The following is an 18,469-nucleotide window of genomic DNA, read 5'->3' on the forward strand; positions in this document are numbered from 1 at the left end:
AACGGTGTTTCCGGATTCACCGGAACGCATTGTCACTGCATTGACCTGTCATCGCCCACTTGGCGACATCGCTAAAACGCAAAAAGGGAAGGACTCGCGCCCTTCCCCCTGCATCTGTGCGTCTCACCTCACCGAAGGCTGCACACCAAGTGTGACTACATCCGATGACCCGCTTCTTCAAGCAGTCCGCACATGGATGTGCGGGCTCTTGCGAGGAACTCGCACATACGGCGTGCGGGCTCCTGCGAGGGACTATCTCATTAAGAAGTCCGCACATGGATGTGCGGGCTCTTGCAGAGGGACCTGCATTTACGCCGCCAGTGCGCCCTTTGCCTTCTCGGCCAGCGCGGCAAAGCCGGCGGCGTCGTGCACGGCGATATCGGCCAGCACCTTGCGGTCCAGGGTGATACCCGCCTTGAGCAGGCCATTCATGAAACGGCTGTAGCTCAAGCCGTTGATGCGGGCAGCCGCATTGATGCGGGTGATCCACAGCGAACGGAAATTACGCTTCTTCTGCTTACGGCCAATGTAGGCATACTGCTGCGCCTTGATGACCGCCTGCTTGGCAACGCGGAACACCTTGCGGCGAGCGTTGTAGTAACCCTTTGCAAGGGTCAGAATTTTCTTGTGGCGGCGACGCGCCTGTACGCCACGCTTTACTCGTGCCATGGGTCAGTCCTCAGAGGTAGGGAAGCATACGATCGAGACGGCCAGCGTCCTCGGCACGGACGTGATTCGTCTGCCGCAGGTTGCGCTTCCGCTTGGTCGCTTTCTTCGTGAGGATGTGGCTACGGTTTGCGTGGCCGCACTTGTACTTGCCGGAGGCGGTCTTGCGGAAACGCTTGGCCGCCGCCCGGTTGGTCTTGATCTTGGGCATTGCAATGTCCTTGATGGTGTTTTGTCACTGACACGGGCGGCAGTCTTGCGACCACACTTTCCATCCTTGCCCTTGCCTGCTTGTAAGTCCTTGATCGAACACGATCCGGACAGGTCCTGGTGCCGCTCGCACGGCGCCCCCATAAAGCGGGCCGCGCAGTCTACCCGTTGCCGGGAATTCTTGCAAGTCGTTGATCCTGCGACTGCGACGGACCCGCTGGGGCCGTCGCAGCACACAAGAAGATCCTCAGATCTTCTTCTTGGGCGCGATCATCATGACCATCTGACGCCCTTCCAGGCGCGGACGGGATTCGATGACGATGTCTTCGCCCAGGTCGGCCTCGATCCGCGCCGCCATCTCGCGGCCGAGCTCCTGGTGGCTCATTTCGCGGCCACGGAAGCGGATGTTGACCTTGACCTTGTCGCCCTCTTCCAGGAAGCGACGCATGTTGCGCAGCTTGATCTGGTAGTCGCCCTCGTCGGTGACCGGACGGAACTTGAGTTCCTTGATCTCGACCTGCTTGGTCTTCTTCTTGGCCTCGTTGGCCTTTTTCTGCTGCTCGAACTTGAACTTGCCGAAATCCATGATCTTGCAGACCGGCGGATCGGCCTGCGGCTGGATTTCGACCAGATCCAGGCCTTCTTCTTCGGCCTTGGCGAGCGCTTCGTCGCGCGACAACACGCCGACCATCTCACCGTCGCTGCCGATCACGCGAACGCGCGGCACACGGATTTCTTGGTTCTTGCGGTTCTGTTTGTTGTCAGGGGTACTGATATTGCAATCTCCCAGAGGAATCGAACCGGCGCATCCGGATCATCCAGACCGGCCGGGGTTGGCTCACGCTGCCTGCTCTGCCTGCAGGCGTTCGATAAAGGCCGAGACCGTCATGGTCCCGAGGTCCTCTCCCGAACGCGTCCGCACGGCGACAGCGCCATTTTCCTTCTCACGGTCGCCGACCACGAGCAGATATGGCACGCGTTGCAGCGTATGCTCGCGAATCTTATAACCGATCTTCTCGTTACGCAAATCGGCGCTGACACGGAAGCCTTGATTTGCAAGGGTTTTCCTAACCGAGTCGACATATTCAGCCTGAGCGTCGGTGATGTTGGCGACAACGACCTGCACCGGGGCCAGCCAGGACGGGAAGGCGCCGGCATGGTGTTCGATCAAAATGCCGATAAACCGCTCCATCGAGCCGACGATGGCCCGGTGCAGCATGACCGGATGCTTCTTCTGGCTGTTTTCGTCCACATACTCGGCGCCGAGGCGGCCCGGCATCATGAAATCGACCTGCATGGTGCCCAGCTGCCAGGTGCGGCCGATGGCGTCCTTGAGGTGGTACTCGATCTTGGGGCCATAGAAGGCGCCCTCGCCCGGCAGCTCCTGCCATTCCACTCCGCAGACGCCCAGCGCGCTGCGCAGCGCGGCTTCGGCCTTGTCCCAGGTGGCGTCGTCGCCCAGGCGCTTTTCCGGACGCAGCGCGATCTTGATCTGGATGTCGTCGAAGCCGAACGCGGCGTAGACCGCCAGCGCCTGCTGGTGGAAGGCGGTCACTTCGGATTCGATCTGCGATTCCAGGCAGAACACGTGGCCGTCGTCCTGGGTGAAGCCGCGCACGCGCAGGATGCCGTGCAACGCGCCGGAGGGTTCGTTGCGGTGGCAGGCGCCGAACTCGCCGTAGCGGATCGGCAGGTCGCGGTAGCTGTGCAGGCCCTGGTTGAACACCTGCACGTGGCCGGGGCAGTTCATCGGCTTGACCGCGTAGGTGCGCTTCTCCGATTCGGTGAAGAACATCGCGTCCTGGTAGTTGTCCCAGTGGCCGGATTTCTGCCACAGCGAGACATCCAGGATCTGCGGGCAACGCACTTCGCCGTAGCCGCTGTCGCGGTAGACCTTGCGCATGTACTGCTCGACCACCTGCCACAGCGACCAGCCCTTGGGGTGCCAGAACACCAGGCCGGGCGCTTCTTCCTGCAGGTGGAACAGGTCCTGCGCCTTGCCGATGCGGCGGTGGTCGCGCTTGTCGGCTTCTTCCATGCGCAGGATGTAGGCGTCCAGCTGCTTCTTGTCGGCCCAGGCGGTGCCGTAGATGCGCTGCAGCTGCTCGTTCTTGGCATCGCCGCGCCAGTAGGCGCCGGAAATGCGGGTCAGCTTGAACGCCTTGAGGAAGCGCGTATTGGGCACGTGCGGGCCGCGGCACATGTCCACGTATTCCTGGTGGTAGTACAGGCCCATCGCGGTGATGTCCTCGGACATGTCCTCGATCAGGCGCAGCTTGTACTCCTCGCCGCGCTGGGCGAACACCTCGATCACCTCGGCGCGCGGGGTGACCTTCTTGATGACGTCGTAGTCCTGCGCGATCAATTCCTGCATGCGCTGCTCGATCGCCGCCATGTCTTCGGGCGTGAACGGGCGCTCGCTGTAGATGTCGTAATAGAAGCCTTCGGCGATGACCGGACCGATCACCATCTTGACCTCGGGGTAGAGCTGCTTGACCGCATGCCCGACCAGATGCGCGCAGGAGTGGCGGATGATCTCCACGCCCTCGGCATCCTTGGCGGTGATGATGCGCAGGCTGGCGTCATGGTCGATGACGTCGCTGGCATCGACCAGCTGGCCGTCGACCTGGCCGGCGATGGTGGCCTTGGCCAAGCCGGCGCCGATCGACTGGGCGACCTGCATCACCGAGACGGGGGATTCGAATTCGCGGCGGCTGCCGTCGGGGAGCGTGATGTTGATCATGGGCAAGAATGAGGTCTGGTCTGGCTGCAGCGGTCGGCTGCCATGGGAGATCTGGCCATTGCTGGGCAGGCTCGGGGAGAAGCAGGAAAGGTCATGCGAAAGACCGCGTCGCGTGCGCCACGGAAATGGGCGCCGGTCGGGATCAACGGTGGGCGGTGGTAGTGCTCATGTCGCACGCTGGGCCGGCGCTGGGCGCGGGCCACCTTCTCGCAAGGGGTCTTGGGCGTGAATGGTAAACCAATCAGCCGGCCGTTGCGTGCGGCGGCACGGCACCGGCGGGCGCATGGCATGATGCCGGCCACTTGTCCTGCCGTTGCCGACCATGACCATCAAGGGTAAAGCCACCTCGCTGGATATCGCCTACCTGGCCGGCGTCTCGCAGCCGACCGTGTCGCGCGCCCTGCGCGGCAGCCCGATGGTCAACGAGGAAACCCGCCAACGCATCCTGCGCATTGCCCGCGAGCTGAACTACAAGGTCGACAAGAACGCGTCTTCGCTGCGGCTGCGCAATGCGGGCACGCTGGCACTGCTGTTCTTCGAAGACCCCACCGCCGACGATTCGCTGATCAACCCGTTCTTTCATTCCATGCTGGGCTCGATCACCCGTGCCTGCGCGCTGCAGGGCTACGACCTGCTGGTGTCGTTCCAGCAGTTGTCCAAGGACTGGCAGGCCGACTACGAAGACAGCAACAAGGCCGATGGCATCATCCTGCTGGGCTATGGCGACTACCAGGAGTCGCGGCAGCGGCTGCAGTTGCTGGTGGAGCAAGGCACGCACTTCGTGCGCTGGGGTGCTGCATTGCCGGGGCAGCCGGGCATCTCGATCGGCAGCGACAACTATCAGGGCGGACTGGACATCACCGAGCATTTATTGGCTCAGGGCTGCCGGCGCATTGCGTTTCTGGGCCATGCCTCCAATCACTACCCCGAATTCGAGGAACGCTACCGCGGCCACGTTGCCGCACTGGCGCAGCAGGGTCTGGTTGCCGATGCAGCGCTGCAGTTCGATGCGATCACCACCGAATCGTCCGGCCACGCCGCCTGCCTGGCCTTGCTCGACAGCGGCAAGGCGTTCGATGCGGTGTGCGCAGCCAGCGACCTGATCGCCATCGGCGCGATGCGCGCACTGCGCGAACGCGGCCTGCGCGTGCCGCAGGACGTGGCGGTCAGCGGCTTCGACGACATCGCGCTGGCCGCATCGGTGGCGCCGGCGTTGTCCACCGTGCAACAGGACACCAAGCAGGCCGGCACGTTGCTGGTGGAAAGCCTGGTGGCGCTGATCCGCGGCGAAGCGGCGCAGAGCCGTACGATTCCGGTGCGGCTGGCGTTACGCGACTCGTCGCGGAGCAGCGGCTTGCAGCCGCCGCTGGGGTGGACCCCGTCCGGCGCAGACACTGGCGAGGCGGTGGCGGGCCGGGCGGCGGAAGGGGCCGTCAGGCGCTGAATCGGGAATCGGGATTCGGGGTCGGGGTTCGATTCGGGACAGCATGCACGTCAGGTTACGAGATCCGCCGCGGCCGCTAAGCGCTGCGTAGGAGCGCACCCGGGCGCGACGGGGCATTACCGGCGATGCCTCATCGTGCCCAGCCACGCTTCTACCTATCGCGGGCGTCGCGTGCGGCTTGTTCGGCCATCTGCGCATCGAGTTGCTTGCGCAATGCCGGATCGGTGACCGGCGCATCCGATAGCAATACCCGCACGCCATGCGCCGGCACCTGTGTCAGTAACCGCCCCCGCACCTGCACCTGCTCGCCGCTGACCGCATCGCGCCACGTGCCAGATTGCAGGAAGCGGCTCACCGTGATCGCGGCTGCCGCATCGCCCTTGTTGAGCAGCACGAGCGCCATCTGGCTGGTTCCGGCGTGCTGGTACACGCGCAGGAAGGCCGCCTGCTCGCCGCGCAGGGCAATATCGACCTGCACGCCACGCTGCAGCGCCGGCGTGTCGCGGCGTACACGTGCGATCTGTTGCAGCGGGCCGAAGATGGGGCTCTGCGGTGCATCGCGGATGCGCTCGATGCCGAAGTAGTTGCGATTGCCGGCGTGCTCGGCGCGCCCACGCATGAAGCCGATCTCCGAGCCGTAGTAGATCACCGGAATGCCGCGCGCAGTGAACAACCAGTTGTGCGCATCGATAAAGCCGGTATCGCTGGCATCCAGCCGCGCCATGTCGTGGTTGTCGTAAAAGCTCATCAGCTCGTAGGGGTTCGCATACGGCCCCTGACGCAGGAACAGCGGCGTGGCGAGCGTCTCGAAGCCGGCCTGCGCATGACCGAAAACCGCGGAAAGCTGCTGCTTCAGCGGAAAATCCAGCACGCTGACGCCGGCATTGCGCGCCCAGGTATGCCCGGCAATCTTGTTGGCGTCGTAATCGAAGGCTTCACCGAACATGAAAAAGCCCGGGCGCCGCTCACGGATGCGCGCAACAAACGCATGCCAAAAGCGATCGGGCATCCAACCGATCGTATCGATACGGAAGGCATCGGCGCCCTGCTCCATCCATTGCAGATATGCGCCCGTCAGGTAGTCGAGCACCGCCGGATTGTTTTCGTTGAGGTCGGACAGTTCCGCCAGGCCACCCCCGGTGTTGTAGAACGCATGCAACGGGTTGTGCTGCGGGTCCAGCTGGGCCGGCGACAGGTTCTGGTGATCGGCCACCAAGCGCCCCTGTGCGTCGTAGAGCTTGCCGAAACCCGGCTGCGCCACCGGCATGGTGTAGGCGGGTGAGCCGTGGTTGCCCACGATGTCCAGCACGACCTTCAATTTGTTGGCGTGCATGGCGCGGGTGAAGCCGGCAAAATCCAGGCCCGGGCTGGGAAGATGCTCGTCGAGCTTGTAGAAGTTGACGCCCCAGTAGCCGTGATACCCGGTCTTGCCGTGGTCACTGAGCGTGCTGCCGCAGGTGATCGGCTTGCCGCCGGTAAACGCCTGATCGGGGTTGTCGACGATCGGGGTGATCCACACCGCACCGAACCCCAGGCCGCGAATGTAGTCGGCATGCTCGACGATGCCTTTGAAGTCGCCACCCAGGTAACCGATGTTGTCCTCGCTGCCATCGGCGCACGGTGTTGGCACGTCGAACGTGCGATGCGCCCCGCCCTGGTCGCGATGATCGTTGCCGGTGTCGCCGTTGACGAAGCGGTCGGTGACCACGAAATACACCGCATCCGCAGCGAACGGTTCCAGGGTGCCGTAATAGTCCTTGGCAGCAGGCGCCGCGATTGCCGCGCCTGCGTACATCGTCAACGCCACATACATCGCACTGCGCATCACTGCCCTCCCGAGGCCACTGGAACCCGCACCACGCACACGCCTGCAATCAACAGGCTGAGCCCGCCGATGGCCAGCGCGTAGATCGGTTGGCCGCCCAGCCATGCGCGAAGCACGAAGCCCAATGCGCTGGCCGCCACCAATTGCGGAATCACGATAAAGAAATTGAAGATGCCCATGTACACGCCCATCTTGGCGGCGGGCACGCTGTCGGACAGCAAGGCGTACGGCAGCGACAGAATCGAGGCCCAGGCAAAACCGATGCCCAGCATCGACAGCAACAACCATTGCGGATCGCGGATCACCAGCATCGACAGCAGCCCTGCAGCGCCCAGCCACAGATTGCACAGGTGACTCCAACGCAGGCCGATCGCCCGTACCAGCAACGGAATGACCAAGGCGGCCAGCGCAGCAAACCCGTTGTAGGCACCGAACAGCACGCCCACCCAGTTGGCGCCTTCGTTGTAGGCGGCCGATGCGGTGTCGTCACCGGCACCGAAGTGCACCTGGGTGACTGCGGCGGTGGTGTAGATCCACATCGCAAACAGCGCAAACCACGAGAAGAACTGCACCCACGCCAACCGCCGCATCGTTGTCGGCATGCTGCGCACGTCCTGCACGATGACCACCAGCATGTTGGTCGACGGCAAGGCACGTGCCAGCGCGAGCAGTGCGCCATAGGCGATGCACAGGCCGGCCAGGACGTACAGCATACGATCGCCATGCTGCCAGGCAATGGCTGCGGCAAGCAGCACGCCGGCGACACACCACCGGGCGCTCGCTAGACGCGAGGGCAGGATGCCGGTATTAGCCGGAGTCGCGGCAGGCGCATGTGCGTCATCGAACGCGGCCATCTGCGCGGGGCTGTATTCGCGCGTGCGCAACACCGTCCAGGCGATCGAAAGGAACAGCACCGCCGCGCCGAGATAAAACGCGTACCGCACGCTGTCGGGCAGCTGGCCCGGCGCGGCGGTATTGGCAACGCCCCAATGCGTCAGCAGCCATGGCAGAAAGCTCGCCACGATCGCCCCGACACCGATGAAGAAGCTCTGCATCGCATAGCCGGTCGGCCGCTGCGAGGGTGGCAACTGATCGCCGACCAGGGCACGGAACGGCTCCATCGAAATATTGATCGAGGCATCCAGCACCCACAGCGTGCCGGCGGCGATCCACAGCAGTGGTGCGTTCGGCATCACCACCAGTGCAAGCGTGGTGAACAGCGCGCCCACCATGAAATACGGACGCCTGCGGCCCCAGGGGGTCCAGGTGCGGTCGGACAGGTACCCGATGATGGGCTGCACGATCAGCCCGGTCAGCGGCGCAGCAATCCACAGCCCTGGCACGTCATCGACCTGCGCACCCAGGGTCTGGAAGATGCGGCTGGCATTGGCGTTCTGCAGTGCGAACCCGAACTGGATGCCCAGAAAACCGAAGCACATGTTCCAGATGTGCCAGAAGCTCAAGCGCGGTTTGGCCGTCATTGCACGCCCTCCGCCGCTGCGGCGGGGCCGATCAGCAACGCACTCACCTGCGCGTTGTTGACCACACCGTCGCGGCCACCCCGGCCGCCGTTGTACTGCGCGAAGTGCGCCAGCGCACTCATGTTGAAGCCATCCTCCAGCCGCAACGTACACGACTGCCCGGCCACCACATCGAAGCTCACTTGCGTGGACAGCTGCTCGCCCACGCTATGCGGCATGACGATGACCTGCGACTGCATGGGCTTGCCCGGGCAGTCGAGCAGCAACCGTTTCACTGCCGCAGTGACACCGGTGTTGATCGGGCCAGTGTCGTTGCGATAGCGCAGCGCGACGCGATGCTGGCCGGTGCGTTGGGACCGCCACTGCCAGGACTGCTCGCCTTGCAGTTCCTGCACCGGCCCAAGCGTCAGTGCAGGACTGTGCAGTGATTCGAGCCCATTCCTGCGTCGGGTCAGGCTGAGCACGTGCAGCAGGCCATCATCGGGCAGATCCCAGGCCCCGGTCGCCTCCAGCGCGCGGCCATCCAGATGCAGCGTGGTGCCGGCCGGAATGCCGATGCGAGACCCATTGCCGCGACGTTGCGCAATCGGAGCAGCCGGGGTTTCCGGTGCGAACACCTGGCTGGGTTGCGGCGGAGCGGTCGGATCGGCCTTGCGTCCAACCAGCTGCACGTGGGTGGTCTGGCCGTGCCGGGTGACCGTACCGGCGACCAGCAACTCGCCGTCTGCACCAGCCGGGCGCTGCAGCACATACCGCTGTGCGCCCTGCTCCAGCACGATCTGTTGGCGCTCGCCAAACACCAACGGCATCAGGCGACGCGGCAACTTGGGGGCCACGCTGCCATCGGCCGCAACGCCAAACACGCCGTCCAGTATCGCAGACAGATAGCCTGCAACCGACCACAGCTGGCGTGGCGAATTGACCACCGGGCCGCTGCGTGCGCCCTCCTCCAGATGCACCGCCAGGCTCTGCATCTCGTAGTTTTCCATGTTGGACCCTGCCAGTGCAGCGCCGCGCATCAACGACTGCAGTTCCATCGCAATACGCGGTGCGTCGTCCAGCGCGCGTGCCGCACGCAAGGCATAGGCACTGACGAATGGCCAGACAGCGCGGTTGTGGTAGATCGGCTGCGCAGCCTCCTGCGGCCACACCACCGGGCTGCCACCGGCCACCATGGGGTAGTTGCGCAATGCCAGGCGTGCCCGCTCGGTGGGAAAGACATCGGCCAGCACCCCCAGCGACACGCCCAGCAGATCGACCTTGGCATAGCGCACCGGATGCGCCGCATTGCCGAGATAGCTCACGTACTGGTTGCTGCCCGCATCCCAGAAGCGCGCATCGATGGATTGGCGCAGCGCATCGGCCCATTGCGCGTAGTGCGCGGCGCGTGCATCGCCATGCTGGCGTGCGAGCTGTTCGGCCAGGCGTAGCGCCTGGTAATGCAGCACATTGGTGGAGAGCGCGAAGGATTCGGCGATGAAGCGCACGTCCTGGCGCGTCCACTCCGGGTAGGTCTGCTCGCGCCAATCCAGAAACGAGGTTTCGCCGCGATACAGACCGATGCGCGCATCGAACACTGCAGTGCGATCCTGCGCGATCGTTGCCTGCAATGCCTGCCAGACCTGGTCGGCAAACGGTTGGTCGTCCAGCAGCCCACGCGCGGCCAGAAACCACACCACCCGGTCGCTGCTGACCGGCCAGCTACCGCCGGAGCCGGTGTCCTGCGCAACGAACAGGCCGGGCGTGCGGCCGTCGCGCGCGCTCGACAGCTTGAACCGCAAGGCATTGCGCGTGCGTTCCGGCTCCAGCCGCGCCAATGCCAGATCGGCGGCGAAACTGACATCGCGGGTCCATACGTAGGGCCAGCGTTCGCCGGTCTCGAAGCACCGGCAGGGCACCGGCTTGCCGTCGTTGAATGCCGGATCGCGGATTGCATCGACGCGGTCGTCGGCCATTTCCTGCTGCGCCAGCGCAAACAAGGCGTCGAACATCGGGCTGGCGGTGTGCGAGCGCATCGGTTGTGCAGCGATGCGGCGCTCGCCTTGCGGCCAACGCAACACGAAACCACCATCGTCCAGCGCCTGCGCTTGTGCCCGGCGCCCCTGAAATTCCAGCACGTCGGCCAATGCCGGCGAGCTTGCCGCCACGCCAAGCGTGGCGGCCATGCAGATCATCTTCAGCATCGATGCGGCAAGACGGCTCGCACCGTCGGCCTTCCTCCCTCGTTGCACGCGTTATGGTGCGCGGCACTGTCGTGCCACGGGCGCGGACCCTCCCAGGTGCCGTGGCGCCATGGTAGACGCGCGCCCTGCCCCGACGCATCACTGCATACGTATTCATGGCTATCGACAGCACGCAGCGCGGCCCAGCAGCTGCAGGCGGCTGCATAGTCGCCACTTGTGCAACGGTTGCCTTGGGAGGGGATATGCCGCTGTCTTCACGTCGAGCACGCTCGACACTTGGCTCCGCCTGGATCGCGCGGTTGCTGGTGCTGAGCTGCCTTGGCAGTCTTGCGCCATTGGCCCACGCCGAGGTGACTGCCATTGAGGTGCACTCACCCGGCAACGTCTTGCAGGTCAGCCTGGAGCTGGACGGCGGCACGCCGTACTACCGCGTGCAACGCCTCGGCCAGCCGGTGCTGCAGCGCTCGCGGCTGGGCTTCAACCTGCGCGACGGGCGCCTGGACCGCGGATTGGTGGTGCTCTCGCAGGCACGTCAGGATCACGACGACACCTGGGAACAACCCTGGGGCGAAACGCGCCTGATCCGCAACCACTACGCCGAATTGCGCGTTCGGCTGGGCGAGCGCGACGGTGCTCGGCGCCGCTTCGATGTGATCTTTCGCGTCTACGACGATGGCGTCGGCTTGCGCTATCACTTTCCGCAACAAGCGGGATGGCGCGAAGCGATCATCGACGACGAACTGACCGAGTTCGCCATCGCGCAGCCGGCCCAGGCGTGGTGGATTCCGGCAGGCGAACCGATCCACTACGAATACCTGTACAACCGCACGCCGCTGAACCAGCTCACCCTGGCGCATACGCCGATGACGTTGCGCACCGACAGCGGGTTGCACATTGCGCTGCACGAAGCCGCCCTGGTGGACTACGCCGGGATGTGGCTGCGTCGAACCGACGATCAGCGCCTGCGCGCGCAACTATCGCCGGCCGCCGAAGGCTGGAAGGTACGGCGCAGCCTGCCCTTCGACACGCCGTGGCGCACGCTGCAGATCGCCGATCAGGCCACCGGCCTGGTGGAATCGAATCTGATCCTCAACCTCAACGAACCCAATGCGTTGGGGGCCGTGGACTGGGTCAAGCCGTCGAAGTACGTCGGGGTGTGGTGGTCGATGCATCTCAACCAGCAGACCTGGGCCACCGGCCCCACGCATGCCGCCACCACCGCCACCACCCGGCGCTACATCGATTTTGCCGCCGCGCACGGATTTCGCGGCGTGCTGGTCGAAGGCTGGAACCCGGGCTGGGACGGCGAATGGTTCGGCAATGGCGGCAGTTTCGATTTCACCCGGCCAACGCCGGATTTCGACCTTCCCGCACTGAGCAAGTACGCCGCGACCAAGGGCGTGCATCTGATCGGCCATCACGAAACGGGGTGCGCAGTGGACCATTACGAAGACCAGATCGCCGAGGCGATGGACCTGTATGCACGCTTCGGCGTGGACTCGGTGAAGACCGGTTATGTCTGCGACGACGGCCAGGTGGAGCGCCGCAATCCTGCCGGCGGCACGCCGCTGCGCGAATGGCACGACGGCCAATGGATGGCGCGCCACCATCTGCACGTGGTGCAGGAAGCAGCGCAGCGCCATATCGCCGTCAACGCACACGAGCCGATCAAGGACACCGGCTTGCGCCGCACCTACCCGAACTGGATCTCGCGCGAAGGCGCGCGCGGCATGGAATACAACGCCTGGGGCCAGCCGCCCAATCCACCCGAACACGAGGTCAACCTGGTGTTCACCCGGCTGCTCGCCGGGCCGATGGACTACACGCCCGGCATCGTCAGCCTGAAGGGCCGCAACGGCCAGGCCATCCCCAGCACGCTGGCGCGGCAGTTGGCGCTGTACGTGACGCTGTATAGCCCGATCCAGATGGCCGCCGACCTGCCCGAGCATTACCTGCAGCACCGCGAGGCGTTCCGCTTCATCGAAGACGTGGCGGTGGACTGGGATCAGACCCGGGCGCTGAATGGCGAGGTGGGCGATTACGTCACCATTGCACGCAAGGACCGACATAGCCGCGACTGGTTCCTGGGCAGCATCACCGACGAGCATGGCCGCCTGCTGCAGGTGCCGCTGGGCTTCCTGGAACCCGGCGTGCGCTACACCGCGCAGATCTATCGCGATGGCGACGACGCGGATTACGTCAGCAAGCCGTTCGCCTTCGTGCGCGAAGAGCGCCTGGTGAGCAGCAGCGACACCCTGGAGCTGCGTCTGGCGCCGGGCGGCGGCCAGGCGATTCGCTTTGTTCCGCTGGAGGCCAAGCGCTGAGCGATACCGCTACGGGGCTGCCGCCAGCGCCTGCAAGGCCAACGCGCGCACCACAGCGGCGCCGCGACGGCGTGAGCGCCGCGCCCGCATGGCGGATCGGCAGCCACCGCGGCGCATTGCGTGAACAGCGTGCGTGGAATCGATTTCATCGCCATCAGCACGGTTGAATACGTATGCAGCCCGCGTTTGCACACGGGCTCGGTGTCTACCATACGTTGCCGTCGTGACGTCCGTCCGGGCGTGCGACGCATGACATCCAGGCTCTGCCGGATCAAAAATCAAAGAACAACATGTACCTGGGAGGGGAAAATGTTGAAGCACAAGCGCTCCGCGCTGAGTATCGCCCTGGCCGTTGCCATGGCACCGACGTTGGCTGCCGCGCAATCGGCAACGCCAGCACAGACCGGCAGCACCGAACAATCCGCTACCGAACAACCCGCCGGCGCCGTCACCGAATTGGACAAGGTCCAGGTCACCGGCCTGCGCCGCGCCATCGAGGGTGCCATTTCGGTCAAGCGCGACTCCACCTCGATCGTGGAAGCCATTTCGGCCGAAGACATCGGCCGCCTGCCGGACGTGAGCATCGCAGAATCGCTGGCACGCCTGCCCGGCCTGGCTGCGCAACGCGTTGCCGGCCGTGCGCAGGTCATCAGCGTGCGCGGCCTGTCACCGGACTTTTCCACCACGCTGCTCAACGGTCGCGAAGTGGTCAGCACCGGCGACAACCGCAGCGTGGAATTCGACCAATACCCGTCCGAGCTGGTCAGCGGCGTCACCGTCTACAAGACGCCCGACGCCGGCTTGGTCGGCCAGGGCCTTTCCGGCACCGTCGACATGCAGACCGCACGCCCGCTCAGTTACAACGAGCGTGTGATCGCCATCGGTGGCCGCTATCAGCGCAATTCGCTGGGCAAGGCCGCCAACGTCGACCCGTACGGCAACCGCTTCAACGTCAGCTATATCGACCAGTTCGCCGACCGCACCATCGGTCTGACCATCGGCTACGCGCACACCGACATGCCGATCCAGGAAAACCAGGTGGGTCTGTACGAACCCTGGCAGCAGGTCAACGCGCAACGTCAACGCCCCGGCGTGGCCGATGGCGTGTATTTCTCCGATGGCATCAAGGCGTTGCGGCGTACCGGCAACCAGAAGCGCGACGGCGTGATGGCCACGCTGCAGTACCGCCCTTCCAACGCCTGGACCAGCACGTTCGATGCGTTTCATACCGAAGCCGAGCAAATCGACACCGCCAACCAGTTCGAGCTCAACCTGAGCAACTACAACGGCGGCTACACGCCGGGCTTGAACATCACCGACGTGCGCGTCAACGATAACGGCAGCTTCGTCGGCGGCACCGCCAGCGGCGTCTATCCGCTGGTCCGCGGCATGTACAACAAGCGCGAAGACAAGATCGAGGCCTTCGGCTGGAACAACGAAATCACCGCCGGCGCGGTCAAGATCATCGCCGACCTGAACTACTCCAAGGCCACCCGCGACGAGTTGAACCTGGAGAACAATCTCCAGCGTGCCCCCATGCCGCAGTTGGACACCGTGGGCGTGTCGGTCGTCGGCAACGGCTTCTCGCAGCTGTCGCCGGGCATGAATTATTCCAATCCCGATGAGCTGTTCCTCACCAACACCATCTACGGCTCCGGCTACGGCAAGGTGCCGCGCGTGGAAGACGTGCTCAAGGGCGCTCGCCTGCAGGCCAGCTTCCCGATGCCCGAGGCGCTGAGCTGGTTCTCGGACCTGGATGTCGGCGTCAATTACGCCAACCGCGAAAAGCAGAAGACCCAGCCGGAAGGCAACATCACCCTTGGCGCACAGGGCGAAGCCACCGTCGGTGCGGACCTGCAATATGCTCCGGTCAATCTCGGCTTTGCCGGTCTCGGCTCGCTGCCTGCATGGAATGTACCGGCGGCCGTGTCGCGCTACATGCTGTTCAATCCCAGCGACGATGCCTCGTTCTTGGTCTCCAAGGCCTGGACGGTCGAAGAAAAGATCACCACCGCCTGGCTGCGCGCCAACATCGATACCGAATGGGGCCAGGTGGGCGTGCGCGGCAATATCGGCGTGCAGCTGCAAAGCGCCGACCAATCGTCACAGGCCAATTATTGGGATGCCTCGCAGCCGGCTGGCAGCGAAGTGCGGCCCATCGACGATGGCAAGACCTACCGCGACTGGCTGCCCAGCCTGAACCTGGCCTTCCAGTTCCCGTACGAGCAGACCCTGCGTTTTGCGATGGCCAAGCAGGTCGCACGCCCGCGCGTGGATCAACTGCGTGCCTCGCTGGAATTCGGCGTCGACACTTCCACCGGCCGCCCCGGCGCCAGCGGCGGCAACCCGATGCTCGACCCGTGGCGTGCCAACGCCCTGGATATTTCCTACGAGAAATATTTTGCCGATCGCGCGTATGTAGCCGCGGCGTTCTTCTACAAGGACCTGAAGAGCTACATCTACACCCAGAGCCGCGACAACTACGACTTCTCTGCACTGGTCGCCGGCTACGTGCCGCCACCGGGCTCTGCGCCGGTGCTGACCACCGGCACCTTCAGCGCCCCGTTCAACGGCAAGGGCGGCACCCTGCGCGGCGCCGAACTCACCGCCTCATTGCCGCTGGACCTGATCTTCGCCCCGCTGGAAGGCTTCGGCATCCAGGCCAGCGCCACCTTCAACGACAGCGACGTCAAGATCCGCGACCCGGAAAGCGCCTCCAGCGTGGGCGACGGTGAAATCAGCCTGCCCGGCCTGTCCAAGCGCGTCTACAACCTGACCGCCTACTACGAGCACAAGGGCTTCGAAGCGCGTGTGAGCCAGCGCCGGCGCTCGGACTTCATCGGCGAGATCGGCAACTTCAACGGCAACCGCACGTTGCGCTACGTGGTCGGCGAAAACATCACCGACGCGCAAATCAGCTACAACTTCAGCGAAGCCAGCAGCCTGTCCGGCCTGACCCTGCTGCTGCAGGCCAGCAACCTCAGCAACTCGCCGTATCGCACCTACGCAGAAACCAAGGACCGCCCGCTGGAATACATCGAATGGGGCCGCACCTTTGTGTTGGGTGTGAACTACAAGTTCTGACGTGAAGTGAACCGGAAGTTTCGATGTGAAGTGAACTGGAAGTTCTGATGTGAAGTGAACTGGAAATTTTGATGTGACGTGAACTGGCAGTTCTGATGTAACGCGGACTGGAAGTTCTGATGTAATGCGGACTGGAAGTTCTGATGTAATGCGAACTGGAAGTTCTGCACCGATTGACCAGTGAACCACTGACCAGCGATGCACTACTTCCCTGACGTCACCCCTCGCCACTCGAGGCGCCAAAGCCCCTCTCCCACCGGGAGAGGGGTTGGGGTGAGGGTACGGCGTCCAATGAAACAGAATCATCGCCCTAGATGCACTGCGTCACCCGCCTGTAATATCTCGGCAGGAGCATTGAACTACTAATGCAATGCAATCATGGGCGCATCGGCCCAGACGTTGAAAATTTCGTTCTAAGAAAAGCCGCCGTTTAGAAAACGGCGGCTTTTCTTTGCGAGAGCAACATCGCAATTCGGGCAAACGGGATCGCCACAGGCCAGACGGACTCAGCGCCAAGCAGACATGTGTATGTCCCACTACCTGTCACCTAAACGCAAAACAGGCTGCAAGACAGGAGTCACTGCGCTGACTGGCAGGGCCGCCAGTTGCAGTCAGCTTGATCGGGCAACCATTTGAAGCACTTTGATCAGGCCAAAATTAGACCGGTTCAACAGAGATGCATCACCGTCGCCTGCAACAGCAGCGGCATGTGACGCATCTTGAACCACTTGCCACGCAAGCAGCCCTGCGTGCGCGCCGTTTCGCAACCTGACGACCCATAAACGAAGCGAGGCATCCCAATGGAATGCCTCGCTGGTATCACTCAATCGCGTCCACACCTGCACGCGATGGCGTCACTCCCCGCCCGTCGCGCAAACCACCGCATGCCCAGGCAAGCCCATGCGGCCATGCTCGATCACGCCGCGCTCCACCCCCGGCACATCGATCTGGCTCCACGCACCTGCAGGCAGCGCAAGCTCGGCAACGTCGGAAGACAAGTTGAAAGCCAACAGCATGACCTGCCCTGCATGCTCACGCCGGAACATCAGCACCGGCTCTGCCGTGTCGTAAAACGTGATCGCGCCTTCGCGCAGCGCTGGCAAGCGCTTACGCCAGGCAAGGAACGCCTGCACGGCGCTCAGCACGGAGTGTGCATCGTCCTGCTGCACGCTCACCGCCGCGAGCCGATGCGGCTCGGACAACGGCAGCCACGGCTTGCCGCTGGTGAAGCCCGCAGACGGCGCGTCGGTCCACGGCATCGGCGTACGGCACCCATCGCGCCCCTTGAAGGTCGGCCAGAACGTGATGCCGTAAGGATCCTGCAGATCCTCGAACGCCACGTCCGCCTCGCCCAACCCCAGCTCCTCGCCTTGATAAAGACAGATTGAACCACGCAGCGAACACAGCAACGCCACCACCATCCGCGCAAAGACCGGCGACGCATCGGCGCCGCCCCACCGCGTCACAGCGCGCACCACATCGTGATTGGAAATCGCCCAGCACGGCCACCCTTCCAGCATGGTCGCCTCGAGCCGGCTCACCGTCTCGCGGATGTAGGCCGCACTGTAATCCTGCACCAACAATTCGAAGCTGTAGCCCATGTGCAAGCGGCCGTGGGCGGTGTACTCCGCCGTGGTCGCGAGTGAATCTTCGGAAGAGATCTCGCCCAGGCTCACCGCATTCGGGTAGCGATCGAGCAACGCGCGAAGACGCTCCAGGAACACCAGATTCTCCGGCTGCGTGTTGTTGAAGTAGTGATACTGGTACGCGTACGGATTGTCCGCACTGAAACCACGCCCTACCCGCTTGTCCGCCGGCTTGGCCGGGTTGTCGCGCAGCTGCGCATCATGGAAGCAGAAGTTGATCGCATCCAGCCGGAAACCATCCACTCCGCGATCCAGCCAGAACCGCACATTGTCCAGGGTCGCCTGCTGCACCTCGGCATTGTGGAAATTGAGATCGGGCTGATTCACCAGGAAATTGTGCAGATAGTACTGCTCGCGCCGCGGCTCCCACTGCCACGCCACACCGCCGAACAGCGACAGCCAGTTATTGGGCGGCGTACCGTCCTCACGCGGATCGGCCCACACGTACCAATCCGCCTTCGCGTTGGTTTTATCCTGACGGCTTTCCTGAAACCACGCGTGTTCGATCGAGGTGTGGCTCAGCACCTGGTCGATCATCACTTTCAGCCCGAGCGCATGCGCCTTGTCGAGCAGGCGATCAAAGTCCTCCAGCGTGCCGAACAACGGGTCCACCGCGCGATAGTCCGCGATGTCGTAACCGAAATCGGCCATCGGCGACTTGAAGAACGGTGAGATCCAGATCGCATCCACACCTAGCCCAGCGATGTAGTCGAGCTTGGCAATGATGCCAGGCAGGTCGCCTACCCCATCACCGTTGGAATCCAGAAAACTACGCGGATAGATCTGATAGATGACGGCCCCGCGCCACCATGGTGTCTGCAACATGCACGCCCCTCCCGGGCAAATGCGGGCGCTGGAATAAG

Annotated in this window: 11 protein-coding genes; 3 read left to right on the forward strand and 8 right to left on the reverse strand. The window is 63.9% G+C overall.

Features of this window, described 5'->3' with window-relative positions; genetic code table 11:
• Nucleotides 1-309 precede the first annotated feature (309 nt).
• From rplT to thrS, 4 genes are all read right to left on the reverse strand, one after another.
• Nucleotides 310-669, reverse strand: a complete 360-nt coding sequence (gene rplT / locus ACCQ12_RS12150) for a 50S ribosomal protein L20 (RefSeq protein WP_003484828.1) — start codon at nt 667-669, stop codon at nt 310-312.
• 10 nt (nt 670-679) lie between these two features.
• Nucleotides 680-877 (reverse strand): 50S ribosomal protein L35, encoded by a 198-nt coding sequence (gene rpmI, locus ACCQ12_RS12155; protein WP_002811096.1) that lies wholly within the window; start codon nt 875-877, stop codon nt 680-682.
• A 246-nt stretch (nt 878-1,123) separates the two neighbouring features.
• Complete coding sequence (infC, locus tag ACCQ12_RS12160) at nt 1,124-1,666, reverse strand: translation initiation factor IF-3 (protein ID WP_070690874.1); 543 nt, start codon at nt 1,664-1,666, stop codon at nt 1,124-1,126.
• Between the two features lie 48 nt (nt 1,667-1,714).
• On the reverse strand, nt 1,715-3,619 hold the full coding sequence (thrS, locus tag ACCQ12_RS12165) for a threonine--tRNA ligase (RefSeq protein ID WP_228333674.1): 1,905 nt from the start codon (nt 3,617-3,619) through the stop codon (nt 1,715-1,717).
• Nucleotides 3,620-3,941: 322 nt separating this feature from the next.
• On the opposite strand from thrS, the gene ACCQ12_RS12170 reads away from it, so the two are divergent.
• A complete protein-coding gene (locus tag ACCQ12_RS12170; RefSeq protein WP_166748838.1) occupies nt 3,942-5,063 on the forward strand; it encodes a LacI family DNA-binding transcriptional regulator in 1,122 nt (373 codons plus the stop codon).
• Nucleotides 5,064-5,214: 151 nt separating this feature from the next.
• Here ACCQ12_RS12170 and ACCQ12_RS12175 read toward each other — a convergent pair whose 3' ends face one another.
• The 3 genes from ACCQ12_RS12175 to ACCQ12_RS12185 are packed head-to-tail and all read right to left on the reverse strand — an operon-like array spanning nt 5,215 to nt 10,552.
• Nucleotides 5,215-6,840, reverse strand: a complete 1,626-nt coding sequence (locus ACCQ12_RS12175) for an alpha-amylase family glycosyl hydrolase (RefSeq protein WP_372383607.1) — start codon at nt 6,838-6,840, stop codon at nt 5,215-5,217.
• 47 nt (nt 6,841-6,887) lie between these two features.
• On the reverse strand, nt 6,888-8,369 hold the full coding sequence (locus tag ACCQ12_RS12180) for an MFS transporter (RefSeq protein ID WP_372381823.1): 1,482 nt from the start codon (nt 8,367-8,369) through the stop codon (nt 6,888-6,890).
• Nucleotides 8,366-10,552 carry a glucosidase family protein gene (locus ACCQ12_RS12185; RefSeq protein WP_372381824.1) on the reverse strand — a complete coding sequence of 729 codons (2,187 nt, stop codon included), beginning with the start codon at nt 10,550-10,552 and terminating at the stop codon, nt 8,366-8,368. Before ACCQ12_RS12185 ends, ACCQ12_RS12180 begins: the two co-directional genes overlap by 4 nt.
• Before the next feature lie 242 nt (nt 10,553-10,794).
• Between ACCQ12_RS12185 and ACCQ12_RS12190 the strand changes: the two genes are divergently transcribed.
• Together ACCQ12_RS12190 and ACCQ12_RS12195 are read left to right on the forward strand one after the other, a co-directional pair.
• Entirely contained in the window at nt 10,795-12,876 is a 2,082-nt protein-coding gene (locus ACCQ12_RS12190; protein ID WP_372381825.1) for a glycoside hydrolase family 97 protein, read from the forward strand.
• Between the two features lie 309 nt (nt 12,877-13,185).
• Entirely contained in the window at nt 13,186-15,960 is a 2,775-nt protein-coding gene (locus ACCQ12_RS12195) for a TonB-dependent receptor (protein ID WP_372381826.1), read from the forward strand.
• A gap of 854 nt (nt 15,961-16,814) precedes the next feature.
• Here the strand turns inward: ACCQ12_RS12195 and ACCQ12_RS12200 are convergent.
• Nucleotides 16,815-18,431, reverse strand: a complete 1,617-nt coding sequence (locus ACCQ12_RS12200; protein WP_372381827.1) for an alpha-glucosidase — start codon at nt 18,429-18,431, stop codon at nt 16,815-16,817.
• Nucleotides 18,432-18,469 lie beyond the last annotated feature (38 nt).

Source organism: Xanthomonas sp. NCPPB 1068 (assembly GCF_041479385.2).
Classification (GTDB): Bacteria; Pseudomonadota; Gammaproteobacteria; order Xanthomonadales; family Xanthomonadaceae; genus Xanthomonas; species Xanthomonas cannabis.

What these genes read in the sequence shown, in the direction of transcription:
- ACCQ12_RS12200 (WP_372381827.1), bottom strand. Translation starts at nt 18,431, where the DNA reads ATGTTGCAGACACCATGGTGGCGCGGGGCCGTCATCTATCAGATCTAT.
- ACCQ12_RS12170 (WP_166748838.1), top strand. Translation starts at nt 3,942, where the DNA reads ATGACCATCAAGGGTAAAGCCACCTCGCTGGATATCGCCTACCTGGCC.
- rpmI (WP_002811096.1), bottom strand. Translation starts at nt 877, where the DNA reads ATGCCCAAGATCAAGACCAACCGGGCGGCGGCCAAGCGTTTCCGCAAG.
- ACCQ12_RS12180 (WP_372381823.1), bottom strand. Translation starts at nt 8,369, where the DNA reads ATGACGGCCAAACCGCGCTTGAGCTTCTGGCACATCTGGAACATGTGC.
- ACCQ12_RS12190 (WP_372381825.1), top strand. Translation starts at nt 10,795, where the DNA reads ATGCCGCTGTCTTCACGTCGAGCACGCTCGACACTTGGCTCCGCCTGG.
- thrS (WP_228333674.1), bottom strand. Translation starts at nt 3,619, where the DNA reads ATGATCAACATCACGCTCCCCGACGGCAGCCGCCGCGAATTCGAATCC.
- ACCQ12_RS12185 (WP_372381824.1), bottom strand. Translation starts at nt 10,552, where the DNA reads ATGCTGAAGATGATCTGCATGGCCGCCACGCTTGGCGTGGCGGCAAGC.
- rplT (WP_003484828.1), bottom strand. Translation starts at nt 669, where the DNA reads ATGGCACGAGTAAAGCGTGGCGTACAGGCGCGTCGCCGCCACAAGAAA.
- ACCQ12_RS12195 (WP_372381826.1), top strand. Translation starts at nt 13,186, where the DNA reads ATGTTGAAGCACAAGCGCTCCGCGCTGAGTATCGCCCTGGCCGTTGCC.